The sequence below is a fragment of the Flavobacterium franklandianum genome, from assembly GCF_007097365.1.
Taxonomy (GTDB): Bacteria; Bacteroidota; Bacteroidia; order Flavobacteriales; family Flavobacteriaceae; genus Flavobacterium; species Flavobacterium franklandianum.
On sequence record NZ_VJZR01000004.1, the window covers coordinates 218771 to 239401 of the forward strand.

Here is a 20631-nt window from a genome sequence, read left to right on the forward strand (position 1 = left end):
TTCGGTTTTACTGATGGCTAAAAGCATGACGGGAATTTAGAAATTCCATTTTTGTCAAACTATTTTAAATTAATTAACCCTAAAAAATATAATTTTTAAATTATGATAACAATTACCAAATTACATATAAGGAATTTAGGATTTCTTATATTCCTATTTTTACTATGCATCACTCCTGCAATGGCTAGGGTTTCAAGTTTAAATATAGCTGTAGATAATTTTAATACTTATGTTAACAGTCCATTTGAGATTACTAACTCAAATTCTAATGTCACAGTTGTCGAGCCTTCAAATCTTATTGCTAAAACATTTTCAAATTCACAAATCAATTTGAGTTGGAAAGATAATAGCCAAGACGAAACAGGTTTTAGTATTCAATTAAAGATAGGTGCAAGTGGTACTTACTCTGAAGTAGCACAAGTAGCTGCAGGGATAACCTCTTATGATCTTAAAGAATTAACTCCCTTGACTACTTATTATATCAAGGTCATGGCTATTAGTGGAGCCAATACGTCTAATTATTCAAATGAAGTAATCGTTGCCACCACCTTAGCATCTTGGAATAAAGCTTCTAACCCAATCTGGACAACTTGGGGTGAGGGTATAAATGATCCTACCGGTGTATTGCAGGAGTATCCAAGACCTCAAATGATGAAGGAAAACTGGCAAAATCTTAACGGACTTTGGGATGTATGGGAAGGGAATGATATTAATTTTAGTGGTTCAAAAAGTGGAATTCTTGTTCCTTTTCCTATCCAATCTGCTCTGTCCGGCGTTAAGCAAAATTGGCACAGATTTACTTACGAGAAGTATATAGGTATACCTAAGGAATGGAATGGAAAACGAACTATACTTCATTTTGGAGCAGTTGATTTTCAGGCAGAAATATTTATTAATGGTCAAAGTGTTTTGCTTCATAAAGGAGGATACGATCCTTTCAGCATAGATATCACTGATAAAGTTACCGCTGGAAATACCTATAAGTTGAATGTGAAAGTATGGGATCCTAACACTTCAGAAGGATCCCCTGGGCCTCAGGGAAAACAAACGGATGAACAATTTAATGTTCCACCTGCTGGTATTTTTTATACACCTACTGGTGGAATCTGGCAGACCGTTTGGATGGAATCAGTTCCAAATGTTTATATCAAGGATATAAAACTAGTTCCAAATATTGATAATGGAACATTGCAGCTTACGGTAACAATAGTAGGGAATGGTAGCGGAATAACTTTTGAAGCATTGGCTAAAGATGGAAACACAGTAGTTAATACTGTTTCGGGTGCAGTAAACACTCCAATTACTATATCAATCCCGAATCAGAAGCTATGGTCTCCTGAATCCCCTTTCTTATATGATTTGAATATTGTATTGAAAAATGGTGAGAATGTCATAGAAAACGTTCAAAGTTACTTTGGTATGAGGAAGATTTCGTTAGGAAAGGTTAAGGGTATTACAAAGATGCTTCTTAATAATCAACCCGTATTTCAGATGGGACCTCTTGATCAAGGATTTTGGCCTGATGGTATATACACTCCTCCATCCGAAGAGGCAATACTTTTTGATTTACAAGGGATGAAAAATTTGGGGTACAATATGGTGCGAAAACATATCAAAGTTGAACCAGCAAGATGGTATTATAATGCAGACAAATTAGGATTGCTTGTTTGGCAGGATGTAGTAAGCGGACACAATAATACTACAGCTCAGCGTGACCAGTATGAACTTGAAATGAGAAGAATGATCCAAACACACTGGAATTATCCTTCCGTAATTATGTGGGTGCCATTTAATGAACAATGGGGGATGTTTGATTCTGTACGAATATCTAATATTATAGAAAATCTTGATCCTAGCAGGTTGGTCAATGAAAATAGTGGGTGCTGCGGCGCAGCATTTTCAACGGTAGGCCATATGAAAGATTATCATTACTATTCTGCTCCAAGTTGTCCTTCACCAGATGATAATAGAGCTCTCGCAAATGGGGAATTTGCAGGTGTAGTGTTGAGAAAACCAGGAAATATGTGGGATGATAATGCATGGACTACATGGGCCAGAGTTGTCGAAACTGATAATGAATTTACTGATGTCTTAGTTGATTATGCTAATATTCTTAAGAATCTTAGGGACTATGAAGGAATGAGTGCTGCGGTTTTGACTCAATGGACAGATGTTGAAGCCGAGATTAATGGTCATTATACTTACGATAGAAAAATTTTTAAGGGAGACTTTGAAAAAATTAAAACTGCTCTTGAGTCAACTCACAACAATGATATGTACTATTTACATCCTCCTTCAGGCTATGCTGTTTTTGAAGCCTATAATGTCGCAGGAATTTTTATCCGTCATCAGGAGGGCAAAGCTCATATGGATAATATTATTGAGCCTTTAGACGATGCTTATTGGAAAGTAGTGCCTGGTCTTGCAGGTGTTGGAATTTCATTACAATCATTAAATTCCCCAGACAAATATCTTCGTCATTCTAATGCTCAAATGATGTTGCAATCTAATGATGGTAGTCAAGTTTTCAAAGAAGATGCTACGTTCTATTTAAGATCGGGACTGTCAAATTCTTCACGTGTTTCCTTCGAATCTTTTAATTTTCCGGGTAGATTTATCAGACATAGAGGTTCTTTACTTTACTCAGAGGCAATTGTGAATCAATTGGATCGTGACGACGCTACTTTTTATATTTTTTCTGATTCTACTATTGGAGATAATGGTAGCGGAGAAGGATTGTATGGAAATTATTTCAACGGAATGAATTTTGGAACTCCTGTGTTCAGTAGAAAAGACGCAACAATTAATTTTAATTGGGGAGATGGATCTCCTAATATTGCAGTAAACACCGATCGATTCTCTGCAAGATGGACCGGACAAATTCAACCGAAATATACAGGAGAGTACACTTTCTTTGTCAATAGTGATAATGGTAGAAGATTATGGATTAATAATCAATTGGTGATTGATGCTTGGATTGGTGATTGGGGGGTTGAATATTCGGGTAAAATTACCTTAGAAGCAGGTAAGAGATATGACATAAAGTTGGAGTATTTTGAAGAGGTTGGAGGAGCAGATTGCAAACTCGAGTGGTCTCATTCGTCACAATTTCGAGAAGTTATTCCTGCTTCTCAATTATATGCCAGTGCTATGCCAATTGTAAATATTACTTTTCCATCTAATAATAGTAGATACTTAACAGGTGCTAAGGTAGATGTAAATTGTACCGCAAGTGATCCCGATGGTTCAATTGCAAAAGTTGATTTCTATAATGGAGCAACCTTACTGGCGTCAGTTACAACGGCTCCGTACAGTTACAGTTTTACGGAAACAGAAAATGGTACTTATAATGTTAAAGTAGTGGCAACAGATAATCTCGGTGTTAAATCAGATGTAGCTACAACAAATTTTATAGTCAGTGCATCATTGGGTATTAATGAACAAAAATTAAGCAAGGAAATTATTATTAAAAATCCAGTTGATCAAACCTTACACATTATTTCGAAAATCAATTTATCACATGCCGACATCACAATTTATGATATGCAAGGCAGGCTTTTAGGTAATCTTAAAAATCAAGGTAATGATTTAGATGTGCGTAATTTAACTTCTGGAGTTTATATTATCAATATTCAAGTTGGTGATGCTAAATATGTAGCTAAGTTTATTAAAAAATAAAATGAGAATTAATAACAACAAAGCTCCTTATGGGAGCCTTTGTTGTTTTAAAAACTACTTTAAAGGTGTTCAAAGAAAACATATGAGCTTTTGAAGCAATCTGTGTCAAAACATTATTTGAGTATTTGTTTTTGAATCAAAATTTGAAATGAGTTTCATCTAATCAAGAAGGAGGTTTAATCTGTTTTTACCAAATGAAGGGTATGTGATTATAAATTTCAGAAACGGTGTGGGAGACGATTTTTTTTAGAAATGATTATTGTTTCTATTGTAGAACGAATAATTATTTATTTTTAAGAATGTTTTTTAGATATTATTTTTTGTTTTTGGTGTTTTAAATAGAATTCGATAAATTTTCCGCATAAAAACAATCATTTGTTTGAAATAAATATAAAAAAATTATTATATGTGAAATTTATTTTTTTAAACTAAAACGTTTTAGTACATTTGTTTTGCTGTAGTGAAATTTAATTAAATATCTACTTCGATTGATACTAACGGACAAAGAAAATATTTAAATTATAACATAAGGAATTAAAGAAAAGAACATACTAAAATTAATCAACGTGTATTAAAACGTTGCGAAACTAAACATTTAACCAATATTAACATTAAATACATAGAATTATGAAAAAAACTACTTCTTTATTCGTCAAAAGGTTGTTTGCCTTGATGATTATGTGCTGTTTCTATAATGGAATGGCTCAATCTTTTACAAATCCAATTGCTGATATAGCAGATCCTCAAATTAGTTATATTGATGGTTATTATTATGTTACGGGTACATTTGATCAAGAGATTAGGTTAAGAAGAGCTACGACTATAGAGGGATTGAAATCTACTGAGTTTTCAAGGGTTTTTGGAGATGGAGGAGTTGGTTTACCAAATCGTAATTTCTGGGAAGCGGAAATGCACAAACTAGATGGTAAATTTTATATTTATTTTACTGCTAAGATTGATAATATGAATGTCGATGATGTAACGACTCATGTGATTGAATGTTCTGATGCAAATCCTGTAACAGGGGCATGGACTTATAAAGGGCGACTTTTTGATCCTAATGCGGATTTTAGGGCTAACTCTCCTACAATTGCAGAAATCAACGGCAATCGTTATTTCTTTTGTGCAGGTAGAGATGGTGTTAGTAATGAAAATAACATTTATGTTTCAGCTATGGCAAATCCTTGGACATTGTCTGGGGCTAGAACTCAAATATATACTTCTCGCGAATTGGAAAATATTGGAGATGGTGCTCCAACAAATGTGTTGGTGCATGGCGGCAAAGCCTTTTTAACATATTCTGTTGCTGGCTGTGGTAGTGACCAATCTAGAATTGGGTTAATGTATATGAACAATGTAGTGGACAATCCTTTGGATATTGCTTCTTGGACTAAAGAGTCTGCTGCGGTTTTTGGAGATAATCCATCTGCGAATTCTTATAATCCAATTCAGATAGGTTTTTTTAAGTCACCTGACGGTACTGAAGATTGGATTTCTTATTCTTCAACTCATGATAATGGTTCAAATTGTGGAGATCAGAGATCATCTAAAGCGCAAAAAATTAGTTTTGATGCTAATGGGATGCTTGTTTTAGGTGTTCCTGCAACAATAGGTAAGGTAGTGAATGCGCCAAGCGGTGAGGTAGCAATACCAGTTGGTACAGTAGTTACAAACGGTCTTTATAGAATGCAACCCGTGTCAGAAATTGGTGGTGAAAATAGATATGTGGAAATCGCTAATTCACCTGGCCTACTTAATGGTGGAGCAGGTGTAGGTATTTATCCTAACAATAATGACGAACCTGACTATAAGTGGTATTTGCAGGCAACTGGAGTGACTCCCGGTGAATACACTATTGTTTCTTTTTGGAGTGGTTTACTTGTTGAAGTTGGTGGTTGTAATACAGATAATAATGCAAGAATAAATATGTGGTTTCCGAATGGTAGACCTTGTGGATTATGGATTATGTCTGAAACTGCAACTGGTTCTGGGGATTATCGTTTTATGAATAAAAATAGCGGTAAATATATGTCAGCTGATGGGGGTGATATTAAGCAAAAAGATCTTGATGCGAATTCTAATTTTCAAAAATTTAAACTTACGTTTTTGGAAGCGACTCTTAATGTTTCAATTCCGGATAATAACAGTACTGTTGTTAGTTTGTATCCTAATCCTGTTCACGATCATTTTATAATCAATGGAATGGATAATTCAAAAACTAATAATATCATAGTTACTGATATGTTAGGTAAGACTGTGAAAAGTGTAAATACTAAGAGTTATGATTGTAATATTGATGTCAATGGTTTAAACCCTGGATTATATATTGTATCAATTACTAGTGAAGGAAAGAAAATTGCTACCAGAAAAATATTGGTTAAGTAATATTTACTGAACTTTCGGGCAATCAGTTTTCATGATGAAATTTCGTCAGTTTGATAAAAATTTATTGAACTGACGAAATTTTTCATTTAAAATTGGTTCATTTTTATTTTTTTTTAAAATATGTGAATTTTTCTCATAAAAACAATCGTTTATGTAAAAAAAGCATAAAAAAAATGTATTTATGAAACTATATTTTTTTTTACTAAAACGTTTTAGTATATTTGTCATGTAAACGAAATGTTAATCAAAAAACATCAACTAAAATGATTATGATAAAAAAAATTGTATCGTTGCTAGCTTTGACTCTAGCTTTAATAAATACTGGCAATGCCCAAAAATTAAGAGCGCCAGCATATCCTTTAGTAACGCACACGCCTTATCAAAGTATCTGGTCTGCAGGAAACGAGCTTAATGGTAGCGCAACCCAACACTGGACAGCTGCAGAGCATTCATTAACTGGATTAGTAAAAGTAGACGGTCAAATTTATCGTTTTTTAGGTGAAGAATCTACTCTTTACAAAACAGTTTTGGCTACTACTGACGAAGAAAATTACACTGTAAAATATACTGAGGATGCTCCTTCTGGAAACTGGTTTAACGCCGATTTTAATGATGCATCCTGGAAATCTGGAAAAGCCCCTTTTACCGATAGTGAATCTAAAGCTAAAACGGTCTGGAAATCAAACAATCTTTGGTTTAGAAGAACGTTCGATTTAGAGGACAAAAACTTTAGCAAGTTATTCTTAAAATTGCGTCATGATGATAATGTACATGTGTACCTAAACGGGGAAAAAATTTATGATGTAAGCGGATGGAAACATGAGTTTAAGTTTATCGAAATTGAAAAAGCAGTTATTCAAAAGCTAAAAAGCAAAAATAACGTATTGGCAATTCATATCGAAAATACTGGTGGAGGACAATGGCTTGATGCTGGTTTAGTTACTGAAGATGTTTCTTTGAAAAACATAAAGATTCATAAAGCAGCTCAGAAAAATGTAACTCTTGAAGCAACAAGTACAAAATATACCTTTGATTGTGGAAAAACAGAACTAAAAATAACATTTACTTCTCCACTTATTTTAGATGATTTAAAATTACTTAGCAGACCGGTAACTTATGTTAATGTAAAAGTAAAATCTAAAGATAATAAAGAGCATAAAGTGCAACTTTATTTAGGAGTTTCAAGTGCTCTTGCAGTAGATTCTCCAGCACAACAAGTTGAAGCATGGAAATACAATCAAGATAACTTGGCCATCCTAAAAGCGGGATCTACAGAACAGCCTATCCTTCAAAAGAAAGGTGATGATGTTCGTATTGACTGGGGCTACGCTTATGTTGCTACAGCATCTTCAAAAAATGTTCAGCAATATATTTCTACTGCTAACAAAGGTTTAGAGCCATTTTATTCTACAAAAGCTGCTTCGACTGTTGCGAATCAAAAAGGGCTTAGCTTATTATTAAATACAATTGTTGATTTAGGAACTGTTGGAAGCAAAGGTGCTGATCAATTATTTATGTTAGGTTATGACGAATTATTTGCTGTAAATTATTTTGGCACCAACCTAAAACCTTGGTGGAAAAAAGATGGAAGTACTATCGAAAAAGAACTTTCTCAAGCAAACAGCGATTACAAAAAAGTATTGCAAAAGTGCGATGCTTTTGATGCACAATTAAAAGCAGATGCGATAAAAGCAGGTGGACAAAAATATGCAGATTTGTGTATTTTGTCTTATAGACAAGCTATTGCTGCTCATTCTATTACTCAAGCTCCAAACGGTGATATTTTATTCCTTTCTAAAGAAAACCATAGTAATGGTTCTATCAATACGGTTGATCTTACCTATCCATCGGCGCCTTTATTCTTGATTTACAATCCGAAATTAATGGAAGGAATGTTAAACGGAATTTTCTACTACAGCGAAAGTGGTAAATGGAAAAAACCTTTCCCAGCACACGATTTAGGAACTTATCCTATTGCAACTGGACAAACTTATGGCGAAGATATGCCAGTAGAAGAAGGTGGAAATGCAATTATTGTAGTGGCTGCAATTGCACAACAAGAAGGAAATGCAGATTATGCTAAGAAACACTGGGCAACTTTGACAGAATGGGCTGCTTATTTAAGAAAGAGTGGTTTCGATCCAGAAAATCAATTGTCTACAGACGATTTTGCTGGACATTTAGCTAGAAACGCTAATCTTTCGGTTAAAGCGATTGAAGCTTTAGCAGCATACGGAAAATTAGCTGGAATGTTAGGTGATAAAAAAACGGAGCTTGACTATACAAATGCTGCTAAAGAAATGGCATTAAAATGGATGGAATTGGCAAAAGACAATGATCATTATACTTTGGCTTTCGGAAAACCAGGAACATGGAGTCAGAAATACAACTTGGTATGGGATACTATATTAGATCTTAATGTTTTCCCTTCAAGTGTTAGAAAAACGGAAGTTGCTTATTATTTAACAAAACAAAATAAATACGGTTTGCCATTAGATAGTCGTGAGAATTATACAAAATCTGACTGGGTATTGTGGACAGCAACTTTAGCAGATAATAAAAAAGATTTTGACGCAATCGTAGATCCAATGTGGAAATATGCAAACGAAACCAATAGCAGAGTTCCAGTAAGCGACTGGCACGAAACATTAGAAGGAAATATGATGAATTTTAAAGCTAGGTCAGTGGTAGCAGGATATTATATGCAATTATTGAAATGGAAAACATCTAAAAAATAAAAGTAAAATTATAAAAGGATAAAAAAGATTTTTCTTAGTATACTTTTTTCATTCTATGCAAATTGCATATCCAACGAAAAAATAAAAACTAAACCATGAAAATTTATAATAAAATAGTAATCCTTTTGAGTCTTTCTGTTTTGCCATCTCAAATTTTTTCTCAAAAAAAGGATCCAAAAACAGTATTCCAGGTATCAGATGCCTGGAATGCTGCTTATGATGTAAGAGCAGATGCAGCCATTGTTTACGGTATAAATGATGCTGGCGGTAACTTTAAGGAAAGAGCTAAAAGCTGGAAGGATAAAGGCTATACCATTCAGTTTATGACTGGAATAGCTTGGGGGCAATACAAAGATTATTTTAAAGGACAATACGACGGCAAAGAACATTTTGACGAAGGTCAAAAAATGAAAAACGGTGAAATTATCTGGCATGGTCATGATGTTCCTTACACCGTACCAACAGCTGGATATGTAAATTATATAAAAGGCCTAACCAAACAGGCTATCGATGCAGGTGTAACGGCTATTTATCTTGAAGAGCCTGAATTTTGGGCACGTGCAGGTTATAGTGATGCTTTTAAAAACGAATGGCAAAAATTTTATAACGCTCCTTGGCAAGCGCAAGACGAATCTCCAGAGGCAACTTATTTGTCGTCTAAGTTGAAGTATAATTTATATTTCAATGCCTTGAAAGAGGTATTTGAATATGTGTATACTTATAGCAAGAGCATTGGCAAAAAAGTAAAATGTTATGTGCCAACACACTCGTTAATAAATTATGCTTCTTGGGAAATAGTAAGCCCAGAAGCCAGTCTTGCACAGCTTCCGCACATGGATGGATACATTGCGCAAGTATGGACGGGAACTTCTAGAGAGAGAGTTTATTTTAATGGTGAACTTAAAGAAAGGACTTTCGAAAATGCCTTTTTAGAATATGGTTCTATGGTTTCAATGACAGCTCCAACGGGTCGAGAAATGTTTTTTTTAACGGATCCTATCGAGGACAGAAGCCAGACTTGGGCAGATTATAAGAAAAACTACCAAGCGACTTTTACTGCTCAGTTGCTCTATCCGACTGTGGCAAATTATGAAGTTATGCCTTGGCCTCCACGTATTTATTTAGGTAAATTTAAAATGGAAGAAGGGCAAGAAAAACAACCGCTTTCTAAAGCTTATGGAACACAAATGCAAGTAATGATTAATTCATTGAATAATATGCCTGTGTCTAAAAATGAAATTAACGGAACTAAAGGAATCAATGTTTTGCTTTCTAATTCTATTATGTTTCAGCGTTTCCCAATTCATGAAGGTTACCAAGATCCATCGCTTTCTAATTTTTATGGAATGGCTTTGCCGCTGTTAAAAAGAGGAATTCCAGTTGGGACGGTACATATGGAGAATCTCGAGCTTAAGTCAGGTCTAAAAGACACAAAAGTTCTAATTATGTCTTATGCCAATATGAAACCATTATCAGCTAAAAATCACGAGGTTTTGGCAAAATGGGTAAAAGGTGGTGGAATGCTTATTTATTATGGAAAAGATGATGATCCGTTTCAAAAAGTTTCGGAATGGTGGAATAAAGACGGTAATAAATACAATGCTCCATCAGAACATCTTTTTGAGTTGATGAGCATTAAGGCAGAAGCTTCAAAAATGAGTTATTCTTACGGAAAAGGAAATGTTTTTATCGTTCGCGAAAATCCAAAAGAGTTGGTTTTAGAAAAAAATAATGACAAAACTTTTCTCGATATAGTTGCCGAAGCGTATCATAATACAAAAACTATAGGAAAATTAGAGCTCAAAAACAACTATTATCTAGAGCGCGGTCCTTATGATATTGCCGCAGTTTTAGAGGAGAGTATCAGTAAGGAACCTTTGCATATAGAAGGTCTTGTCATTGATCTTTTTGATCCGGAATTACCGGTTTTACATGGGAAAATAGTCAATTCAGGGGAACAAGCATATCTTTTTGATTTAAATAGAATTGAGAATAAAAAGCAACCTCAAGTTTTGTGTGCAGCTTCCAGAATTTATGAAGAGAAAACAACTAGAAATAGCTACTCTTTTCTAACCAAAAGCCCCTCAAATACGATGAATGCGATGCGAATTCTTTTGCCATCAAAACCTAGCGGAATAGTATTAAAAAACGATGCAAATCAAATTATGAAAGAGTATACAGCTAGTTGGGATGAAGGAAGTAAAACCTATTTATTGAAATTTGAAAACAACAGTAATGGGATTCAAGTGAATCTGAAATGGTAAATAAAATAAGAATAAAATAGTAATCATGAAGTATAATAAATATCTAATATTTTTTCTTTTAGTACAATTTTTAAGTCATGCTCAAACATCAGATACTGCTTTAGATTTGGTTCAGTATGTCAATACATTGCAAGGAACAAATTCGAAACACGAACTTACAAAAGGAAATACATACCCAACAACTGCATTGCCATTTGGTATGAATACATGGTCTCCACAAACCGGAAATAATGGTGATGGTTGGAAATATCAATATTTTAAAGAAACTATCAGAGGTTTTCAACAAGCACATCAATGTAGTTCTTGGTCAAATGATTATGCAGTATTTTCGTTGATGCCTGTAACAGGTGCTCTAGAATTGAATGAAGATAAAAGAGCGGCAAAATTTAGTCATGCTAACGAAATTGCAAAACCTCATTATTACAAAGTACAATTCGAAAACAATATTACTACAGAAATGTCTCCAACAGAAAGAGGTGTTCATATGCGTTTTGCTTTCCCAGAAAATAAATCTTCTTTCCTTGTTTTAGACGGATACACAGGAATGTGTGGGGTAACTATTGATGTTATAAATCATAGAATTACGGGTTTCGTTCAAAACGGAAAGGGATTTGATCAAGTAAAAGAATTAAAGAATTATTTTGTAATTCAATTTGACAAACCTTTTAAAGCTCAAGGAACTTGGGAAAATAGAAAAGGAGAAAAATGGGCTAATAAATTAGCTGCAGAAGGAAAAGGAATCGGAGCATATCTTCAGTTTAATGATGGAGAAACAGTGCAGGCAAAAATTGCTTCATCGTATATAAGTTACGACCAAGCGCAACTTAATTTGAATAGAGAATTAGGAAAATTCAAAAAACTAGAAGATACTAAAGAAGCCGCTAGAAAAGTTTGGAACAAGCAATTAAGTAAAGTTGTTGTAGAAGGTGGAACAGATGAACAAATGAAAACGTTCTACTCTTGTTTTTTTAGAGCGAGTCTTTTTTCAAGAAAATTCTACGAAGAAAAAGCTGATGGAAGTCCAATCTATTTTAGCCCTTACGATGTAAAAGTGCATGATGGTTATATGTATACCGATACTGGTTTTTGGGATACTTTTAGGGCACAATTTCCTTTGAATGCTTTGTTGTCTCCAGAAATGCACGGTAGATATGTTGGTGCTTTGGTAGACGCTTACGATCAAATGGGTTGGTTGCCTTCATGGTCTTTTCCTGCAGAAGCCGGAAGTATGATTGGTAATCACGGAATCTCACTTTTGACAGATGCTTGGGCAAAAGGATTTAGAACTTTTGATCCTAAAAAAGCATTAAAAGCATATTATCACGAAGCTACAAACAAAGGCCCTCAAGGTCCATCAAACGGCAGACACGGCTGGAAAGAATATTTTACTTTAGGATATGTCCCTTATCCAGAATATGGAGAAGCTACGGCTAAAACTTTAGAGTATGCTTATGATGATTTTTGTGGTTATGAATTGGCAAGAATGACCGATAACCAGTTTTATCAAGATGTTTTTTCTAGACAGATGTACAATTACAAAAATGTGTACAACACCAAAGATGGTTTTATGGAAGGTAGAAACAAAAATGGTGATTGGAAAACAAATTTTGACCCTTACGAATGGGGAGGTCCTTTTACCGAAGGAAACGCTTGGCATTACTTATGGTCTGTTTTTCATGATCCACAGGGGTTGATTAACTTGATTGGTGGTGAAGACAAATTTGTTCAGAAATTAGACGCTGTTTTCTCTAGTCCAAATATAGTAAATGTTGGTACTTATGGAGGAAAAATTCATGAAATGACAGAAATGGAAGTAAGTAATATGGGCCAATATGCTCACGGAAATCAACCTATTCAACACATGATTTATTTGTACAATTATGCAGGTCAACCTTGGAAAGCTCAGTACCAGGTTCGTGAGGTAATGGAGAAATTGTACAACTCTACAGAAAATGGTTATCCGGGTGATGAAGATCAAGGGCAAACTTCTTCTTGGTATGTATTAAGTGCATTAGGTTTTTATAGTGTTTGCCCAGGAACTGACCAATATGTTTTAGGAAGTCCTGTTTTTGCAAAAACAACTATCAATTTAGAGAACGGAAAAAAGTTTGTCATTGAAGCAAAAAACAATAATAAAGGGAACGTTTATATTCAATCAGCGACATTAAATGGTAAAAAATACACGACTAACTATTTGAAATATAGTGATTTAACTAATGGAGGTGTGTTTGAAATGGAGATGAATAATACGCCTAATAAAACAAGAGGAATAAGCGCAGACGATCGCCCGTTTTCTCTAACAAAAAAGTAAAAATAAAAAAAGATTAATTAAAAAGATTCTGAAATTCCTCTGTTAGCAATGGATAACAAAAACAATACTTTTAAAAGTAAAAATAATTGGTTTTTGTTGGTTTGGGTTGTGCTTTTGAAAGGCGTTTTGTTGCCGAAGAAAACAAATAATAAAAACATTATTAATTAAGAAAATGTAAATGATAATAGGAATAGATATAGGAGGAAGCCACATTAGTAGTGCAGCTGTAAATAATGAAACTCTCGAGATAATTGCTGATACTTTGTTTAGAGGAGCTGTTGATAGTAAGGCTTCTAAATATGTGATTTTGAAAAAATGGGCTGAAATAATCAATCAGACACTTGGCAAAATTGATACAGTTGAGACAATTGGGATTGCGTTCTCAATGCCTGGGCCATTTCAATACGAATCTGGAATTGCAATGTTTGAAGGAAACGAAAAGTATGAGTCTTTGTACAAAGTGAATATCCCTGTAGAATTAGCAAATTTTTTAGATAAGAAAAATTTTACTTTTAGATTTTTGAATGATGCAACTTCTTTTGGAATCGGAAGCGCTTTAAATCAAAAAGGAGGAGGTGCTAATCAAAAAGTCGTTGCAATAACACTTGGAACTGGTTTTGGAGCTTCATTTTTAAACGATGTTATTCCGGTAATATGTGGCGATAATGTTCCTGAAAATGGTTGTCTTTGGGACAAACCTTTTCAAGATAGTATAGCAGATGATTATTTTTCGACGAGATGGTTCATCACTAAATATGAACAGTATAGTGGTGAAAAAGTTAATGATGGAGTAAAAGAAATTGCTTCTAAAAACAGCGAATATTCGGCAAGAGTATTTGAAGAGTTTGCTAATAATATCAGTGATTTTCTTTTTCCTTATTTAACTAAATTTGAAGCTGATTCTTTAGTGTTAGGAGGCAATATTGCAAAATGCCACCAATTGTTTTTGCCAAAAATAACTCAGATTTGGAAAGATAAAGGACTTGATATTTCGATAACTATTCTTGATAATACTGAAGAATCTAGTATTCTTGGATCAGGTTATATGTTTAATGAGGTTTTTTGGAGTAAGATAAAAGAAGAACTTCCTAGTTTTTAAATAATAGGCATATCCGTATTGATACCTAATTATTTTTTTACTTAAAATCTAAGCAGAATTGAGATGAGTATATTAGATTTTATAAAAAGTATCGATTTGAACTTGAGTTGTTAACTCAAGTTCAAATCGATACAGTATAAGGATGGGAATGTCTGTATGCACGAAGTATTATTTGAAAAAAGAGAAATGGAGTTATGAGTGCAAACTATGCAAATACAGAATTTGATTTAGATCAGGCACGGTAATGCAATCAAGCAAATTGCCATTTTACTATTGGTTTATACCTATGCATTTATTAACAGCCACTAAGAAAAGCAATTGATGTTGATTTTCTGGAAAATTATCTAAATTAATTTTGTTATAAATTTAATCGAAGATGCTTAAAAGATAAAACAATAGAAAGACTAATCATTGCTGGATTCAATCATCAATAAAATGAATTCTAGGTGATTAAATGGACAGGCATGTATAAATATTAATAAATATAATATGAACATTAGTATTTCAAAAGAGAAAAATAAAAAAGAAGTATTTGAAGAAATTGCAAGATTTCTGGATGCAGAAAATTTTAACGTGATAAAGCAAGATCAAACCAGACCGTGGGGAGGTTTTTTTGTAATCGAAGAAAATCAAGCAAGTGCTTTTGCGAATATTTTTTTTTCGCAATTAAATTTGTCAGATATTCAAATTACAAATAAATTAAGTCCTAAAATATTAATTGTAGCTCCTGACCAACGTTTGTCTTGGCAATATCACTTTAGAAGAGCTGAGATCTGGAAAGTATTAGTAGGGCCGGTTGGAGTGAAAATTAGCGATACTGATGAAGAAGGAGAACTAAGAGAATTGGTAGCTAATAGTTTTATTCAAATGGATAAAGGAGAACGTCACCGCTTAATTGGTCTGGATTCTTGGGGGATAGTTGCAGAAATATGGCAACATACAGATACTAATAACCCATCTGATGAAGATGATATTGTTCGTTTGCAAGACGATTTTGGGAGATAATTTTTGAGATTCTAAAATCTTTTCTAGATAGTAATTATTGTATTTTTGTGCCTAATCTACTTTTGTTTTATTTGATGCAGTTATTTGCTCAATGTTTCGTTGTTTCGAAAGATATTGAGCAAACAACTTTATAACTTTTACAAATTAAAAAAAAGGGTTTTCTCAATTAAGAAGATATTGCACCTGAACTTAATATAGCTGTTACAACTGTTTTTTTGTATTGAATGCGAAAGCAGAAGAAAAACATATATCCAAAAAACTTACTTAGAAAGTGCTAGATTATGCAAAATAAGTAACCTATAAGTCAAACCAAATTCCACAAAGTTGAGAACCGGAAAAGTAAATATTGGTTTTTATCGTTTAGGATATTTCAAATAGTTACTTCTCTAAATTAAGGACTATTATAATATAAAAGGATATAAAGTTATTTTTTGTAATAAAAATGACGACGAAAAATAAATTGAGTTAATTAGTATGTTCAGGTTTATAGTTTTATAATAGTTCCATCTCCGGGTCTTAAAAAGACTATAGAAGAATTAATTGAAGTAAATGTTCCCGTTGTATTATTAGACAGGTATTTTTTAGGTCTAGATTGTAATAGTGTGACTATAGATAATGAAGAGGCAACTTACAATGCCACAAATCATTTAGTTAAAAATCATTTCAAAAATAGTGATTATAAAACGACAGATTCGGGACAAATGCAAATGCTTGATCGTCGACATGGATACGAAAAAGCTGTTTTGGAATATAAGTTAAAAGCACAAATCCTTAAGATTCCATTTAACGAAACTAGGGATGGTAAATCAAAGGAATTTATTTCAAATTTTCTAAAAAAATCAAAGAATCTGGATGCACTTTTTTTTGCAACAAACTACCTTACGCAAACAGAACTGGAAGAGCTTGAAGAAAAATTAGCATATTTAATTCAGGACATAGGAATCATAACCTTTGATGATCATAACCTTTTTTAAATCTATACAGCTAGCATAACGGCAGTTTCTCAAGCTTTGAGAGCAATTAGCAATAATTAATGGATCTTTTATTACTAATGCTAAAATACGAATACGTCAAAGAATCTACTCAAAATATTTTGCTAAAAGCAGAATTAATAATAGGAGAGTCCTCTGTTTCAAAAAAATAAATTTGTTTAGATTATTTGGTTTTTTTCGATAATTGTTTTGCTGTTAAAATAGTTTCTTTTTAAACTAATCGTATTTTATTAACTTTATAATTATTTATAATAAAAAAAATATTATTTTAATAAATCGTTTTAGTATATTTGTAATCTATTACAAAACAAAAAATTAATACTAACAAAAGAAAAAAGGAAATGCTAAAACGAAAAGTACTATGAGGGAAAATACTTTTCGTTATTTTAAAACTATCTGACTTTTTAATACTTTTGATAAGACAAAAACAACGATAAATTTTTAAAAAAGACAATTTTAGTTTTTTTTTCGAATTTTTACTAAAACGATTTAGTATTTTTACTTAGGTTTGAATAAAAAAGAATGCAACATAAATTATAAAAAAACAAAAATGAAAAAAACAATAAGCTTTTTCGCTGTTCTATTTTTTACAGCGATTTCTTTAGAGGGGTTCGCTCAAAGCAATGTAAAAGTGGGGGGGGTAAAAAATGAATTAAGGGCCCCCGCTTATCCTTTAATAAACATAGATACTTATACTAGTGGTTGGTCAATGACCGATAATTTATATGATTCTTCTGTGAAACACTGGACAGGAAAAGATTTTCCGCTAGTTGGTGCTTTACGTGTTGATGGAGCTGTTTATAGATTTATGGGTACTGAAGATGTGCCTTTGATGCCAATTATAGGAATGGGTTCTTCGGAAGAATGGATTGGAAGTTATACTTTTCAAACACCAGAAAAAAACTGGACATCAACTTCTTATGATGCTAAAAACTGGAAACAAAGTAAAGGCGCTTTTGGTACAAAAGGGGAAAGTAATGTAAAAACACTTTGGGAAACTGAGGATATCTGGGTTCGCAGAGAAATCACATTAAAAGAAGATTACAAAAATAAAAAATTATATTTGAAATATTCTCATGATGATGATACAGAGATCTATATCAATGGATTGGAAGTCGTAAATACTGGAAATGCTTGCAAAAAAAATGTATTGATCGAAATTCCACAAAATGTTGCGAAGACGCTTAAAAAAGGTAAAAATATTATAACGGCACATTGTAAAAACAGAGTGGGCGGAGGATTACTTGATTTCGGAATTAATATCGAAGTTCCAATTGTGAGACATTTAAATACAACTGCAATACAAAAATCGGTAGATGTACAGGCAACACAAACACATTATAAATTTACTTGCGGAAATGTAGATTTAGATCTAACATTTATGGCTCCTTTGTTGATGAATAACCTCAATTTGATTTCTCGTCCGGTAAACTACATCGATTATACAGTAACTTCTAATGATGGAAAAACTCACGATGTTGCTATTTATTTTGAAGCAGCTCCAAACTGGGCTTTAGATGAGCCTTCTCAGCTAAGTACAAGCACAAGTTTTGAAAAGGGAAATCTTGCTTATGTAAAAACAGGAAGCGTTTCTCAAAAATTATTAGATAAGAAAAGTGATGATGTTCGTATCGACTGGGGGTATTTTTACCTTTCTGGAGAAAAGAATAAGGTAAAAAATGCTGTTGGTAATCCTTTTGAATTAAGAAGTTCATTCGTGAAAAACGGTAACGTCGTTCTTGATAAACAAGCGAAAAACGGAAATATTGCTATTTCTGAGTCATTAGGAAAAGTGTCAAAAGCAACATCTGGTAAAATAATGTTAGGTTATGATGATATTTACTCTTTACAGTATTTTGGAGAAAACCTAAGACCGTATTGGAATGATAAAGGAAATAAAACGATAGAAACTGCTTTTGAAGAAGCAAATACTGAATATGCGACTCTCAAGTCTGAATGCAATAAATTTGATGATAAATTGATGTCAGATGCTGTAAAAACAGGTGGCAAAGAGTACGCCGAATTATGTGTTTTAGCATATCGTCAGTCAATTTCGGCACACAAATTAGTTAATGCTCCAAATGGAGAATTATTGTTTATGTCTAAAGAAAATTTTAGTGGAGGTTTTATTAACACTGTAGATGTTACATATCCATCAGCACCATTATATCTTTATTACAATCCTGAATTATTGAAAGGAATGTTAAACGGAATTTATTATTACAGCGAAAGTGGTAAATGGGCAAAACCTTATCCAGCACATGATCTAGGAACTTATCCAATAGCAAACGGACAAGTTTATGGCGAGGATATGCCAGTAGAAGAGTGTGGTAATGTTGTGATATTGACTGCTGCAATTGCAAAAGCTGAGGGTAATGCTAATTATGCTAAAAAACATTGGAATACATTAAAAATATGGGCTGAATTTTTAAGTCGTGAAGGTTTTGATCCTGCAAACCAATTGTGTACAGATGATTTTGCTGGACATCTTGCTAGAAATACCAATCTTTCTATGAAAGCAATTGTTGCCTTAGGTGCTTATGTACAAATGGCAAATGAATTGGGTGATAAAACTGAAGCTGATAAATATGCTCTAATTGCAAAAGAAATGGTACGAAAATGGATGGAAATGGCAAAAGATGGTGATCATTATGCATTAACTTTTAATGATAAAGGAACTTGGAGCCAGAAGTATAACTTGGTTTGGGACAAATTATTAAAATTAAACCTTTTCCCAAGTTCAGTATATGAAACAGAAGTGAAGTACTATTTGACAAAACAAAATGAGTATGGATTACCATTGGATAGCCGTGCAAAATACACAAAATCCGATTGGATTATGTGGACAGGAGTTCTTTCTAATGATCAATCAACATTTGAGAAATTCATAAAACCTATTCATTCATTTATGAATGTAACTACTGATCGAGTTCCTATGTCGGATTGGTACAATACAGATTCAAAAAAGAAAGTAGGATTCCAAGCTCGTTCAGTAGTTGGAGGGTATTACTTAAAAATGTTAGAAGATAAGTTCAACGAGAAAAAATAATTATTTAATTGCCTTAAGAACTTTTTGAGTTCTTAAGGCAATTTTTAAAAATAATAAATTACTTTTTAAAGTACTATGATTCTAATCAAAAAAGAAGCTAAAAATGAAACAAATCACATTCTTCTTTCTTATAATTTGCTGTGCAAAAAGTTTTTCGCAAACTATAAGTTCAGAAATAAAGAAAAATAACAATCCTATTTTTAATGGTTGGTATGCCGATCCTGAAGGAATTATTTTTGATAAAACATATTGGGTATATCCCACTTTTTCGGCACCTTACGAAGATCAGGTTTTTATAGATGCTTTTTCTTCTAAAGATTTAGTTACATGGACAAAACACCCAAAAGTTTTAGATTCTGCCAATGTAAAATGGGCAAAAAAAGCAATGTGGGCGCCATCAATTATCAAAAATAAAAACAAATATTTTATGTTTTTTGGAGCAAATGATATTCAGAATGATAATGAGATTGGAGGTATCGGAGTTGCAGTAGCTTCTAAACCTGAAGGACCCTACAAGGATCATTTAGGCAAACCTCTTGTAGATAAATTTCATAATGGCGCGCAACCAATTGATCAGTTTGTTTTTAGAGATAAAGATGGACAGTGTTATTTAATTTATGGAGGATGGAAACATTGTAATATTGCGAAACTTAAAGCTGATTTCAGTGGTTTTGTGCCGTTTAAGGATAAGACAATATTTAAGGAAATCACGCCGGAAAATTATGTTGAAGGACCTTTTATGTTTATCCGAAACAACAAATATTATTTTATGTGGTCTGAAGGAGGCTGGACAGGACCAGATTATTGTGTGGCTTATGCTATTGCAGATTCTCCAATGGGACCTTTTAAAAGGATTGGAAAAATATTAGAACAAGATCCTAAAATTGCTAGGGGAGCTGGTCATCATTCTGTAATTAAAGACCCTAAGTCGGACAAATATTTTATCGTTTACCACCGCAGGCCGCTCACAGAGACGAAGGCAGAATCTAGAGAAACCTGTATCGAAGAAATGCACTTTGACGAAAACGGTTTTATTAAGCCCGTTACAATCACAAATGAAGGTGTAAAAGCCCATTTACTTAAATAATTTATTTAACGGTATTTAACCAA

General features: G+C 33.2%; 10 protein-coding genes and 1 pseudogene. All 11 read left to right on the plus strand.

From position 1 onward, the window contains the following. Positions 1 to 180 precede the first annotated feature (180 nt). On the plus strand, positions 181 to 3678 hold the full coding sequence (locus FNW17_RS07240; protein WP_262710841.1) for an AbfB domain-containing protein: 3498 nt from the start codon (positions 181 to 183) through the stop codon (positions 3676 to 3678). Positions 3679 to 4305: 627 nt separating this feature from the next. Beyond that, the gene (locus FNW17_RS07245) at positions 4306 to 6063 is read left to right on the plus strand and encodes a family 43 glycosylhydrolase (protein WP_143390235.1); all 1758 of its coding nucleotides are present in this window, start codon (positions 4306 to 4308) and stop codon (positions 6061 to 6063) included. Positions 6064 to 6332: 269 nt separating this feature from the next. After that, complete coding sequence (locus FNW17_RS07250) at positions 6333 to 8801, plus strand: glutaminase family protein (RefSeq protein WP_218043860.1); 2469 nt, start codon at positions 6333 to 6335, stop codon at positions 8799 to 8801. A 95-nt stretch (positions 8802 to 8896) separates the two neighbouring features. Further along, positions 8897 to 11065, plus strand: coding sequence for a hypothetical protein (locus FNW17_RS07255; protein WP_144071291.1), 2169 nt, complete (start codon positions 8897 to 8899; stop codon positions 11063 to 11065). A 25-nt stretch (positions 11066 to 11090) separates the two neighbouring features. After that, a complete protein-coding gene (locus FNW17_RS07260; RefSeq protein ID WP_143390232.1) occupies positions 11091 to 13376 on the plus strand; it encodes a GH92 family glycosyl hydrolase in 2286 nt (761 codons plus the stop codon). 178 nt (positions 13377 to 13554) lie between these two features. Then, complete coding sequence (locus FNW17_RS07265; protein ID WP_235892952.1) at positions 13555 to 14475, plus strand: ROK family protein; 921 nt, start codon at positions 13555 to 13557, stop codon at positions 14473 to 14475. 184 nt (positions 14476 to 14659) lie between these two features. Further along, a pseudogene (locus FNW17_RS16775) lies at positions 14660 to 14791 on the plus strand (IS1595 family transposase); the annotation flags it as partial. A gap of 173 nt (positions 14792 to 14964) precedes the next feature. Continuing rightward, entirely contained in the window at positions 14965 to 15480 is a 516-nt protein-coding gene (locus FNW17_RS07270; protein WP_143390231.1) for a cupin domain-containing protein, read from the plus strand. Positions 15481 to 16082: 602 nt separating this feature from the next. After that, positions 16083 to 16454, plus strand: a complete 372-nt coding sequence (locus tag FNW17_RS16505) for a type 1 periplasmic-binding domain-containing protein (RefSeq protein ID WP_235893256.1) — start codon at positions 16083 to 16085, stop codon at positions 16452 to 16454. A 568-nt stretch (positions 16455 to 17022) separates the two neighbouring features. After that, complete coding sequence (locus FNW17_RS07280) at positions 17023 to 19521, plus strand: glutaminase domain-containing protein (RefSeq protein ID WP_144071292.1); 2499 nt, start codon at positions 17023 to 17025, stop codon at positions 19519 to 19521. Between the two features lie 103 nt (positions 19522 to 19624). Further along, positions 19625 to 20608 (plus strand): glycoside hydrolase family 43 protein, encoded by a 984-nt coding sequence (locus FNW17_RS07285; protein WP_144071293.1) that lies wholly within the window; start codon positions 19625 to 19627, stop codon positions 20606 to 20608. Positions 20609 to 20631: the final 23 nt, after the last annotated feature.

Bases quoted from the DNA above. Each gene is read 5' to 3' on its own strand.
- FNW17_RS07255 (WP_144071291.1), top strand. From the start codon at position 8,897: ATGAAAATTTATAATAAAATAGTAATCCTTTTGAGTCTTTCTGTTTTG.
- FNW17_RS07285 (WP_144071293.1), top strand. From the start codon at position 19,625: ATGAAACAAATCACATTCTTCTTTCTTATAATTTGCTGTGCAAAAAGT.
- FNW17_RS07270 (WP_143390231.1), top strand. From the start codon at position 14,965: ATGAACATTAGTATTTCAAAAGAGAAAAATAAAAAAGAAGTATTTGAA.
- FNW17_RS07245 (WP_143390235.1), top strand. From the start codon at position 4,306: ATGAAAAAAACTACTTCTTTATTCGTCAAAAGGTTGTTTGCCTTGATG.
- FNW17_RS07280 (WP_144071292.1), top strand. From the start codon at position 17,023: ATGAAAAAAACAATAAGCTTTTTCGCTGTTCTATTTTTTACAGCGATT.
- FNW17_RS07260 (WP_143390232.1), top strand. From the start codon at position 11,091: ATGAAGTATAATAAATATCTAATATTTTTTCTTTTAGTACAATTTTTA.
- FNW17_RS07250 (WP_218043860.1), top strand. From the start codon at position 6,333: ATGATAAAAAAAATTGTATCGTTGCTAGCTTTGACTCTAGCTTTAATA.
- FNW17_RS07240 (WP_262710841.1), top strand. From the start codon at position 181: ATGGCTAGGGTTTCAAGTTTAAATATAGCTGTAGATAATTTTAATACT.
- FNW17_RS07265 (WP_235892952.1), top strand. From the start codon at position 13,555: ATGATAATAGGAATAGATATAGGAGGAAGCCACATTAGTAGTGCAGCT.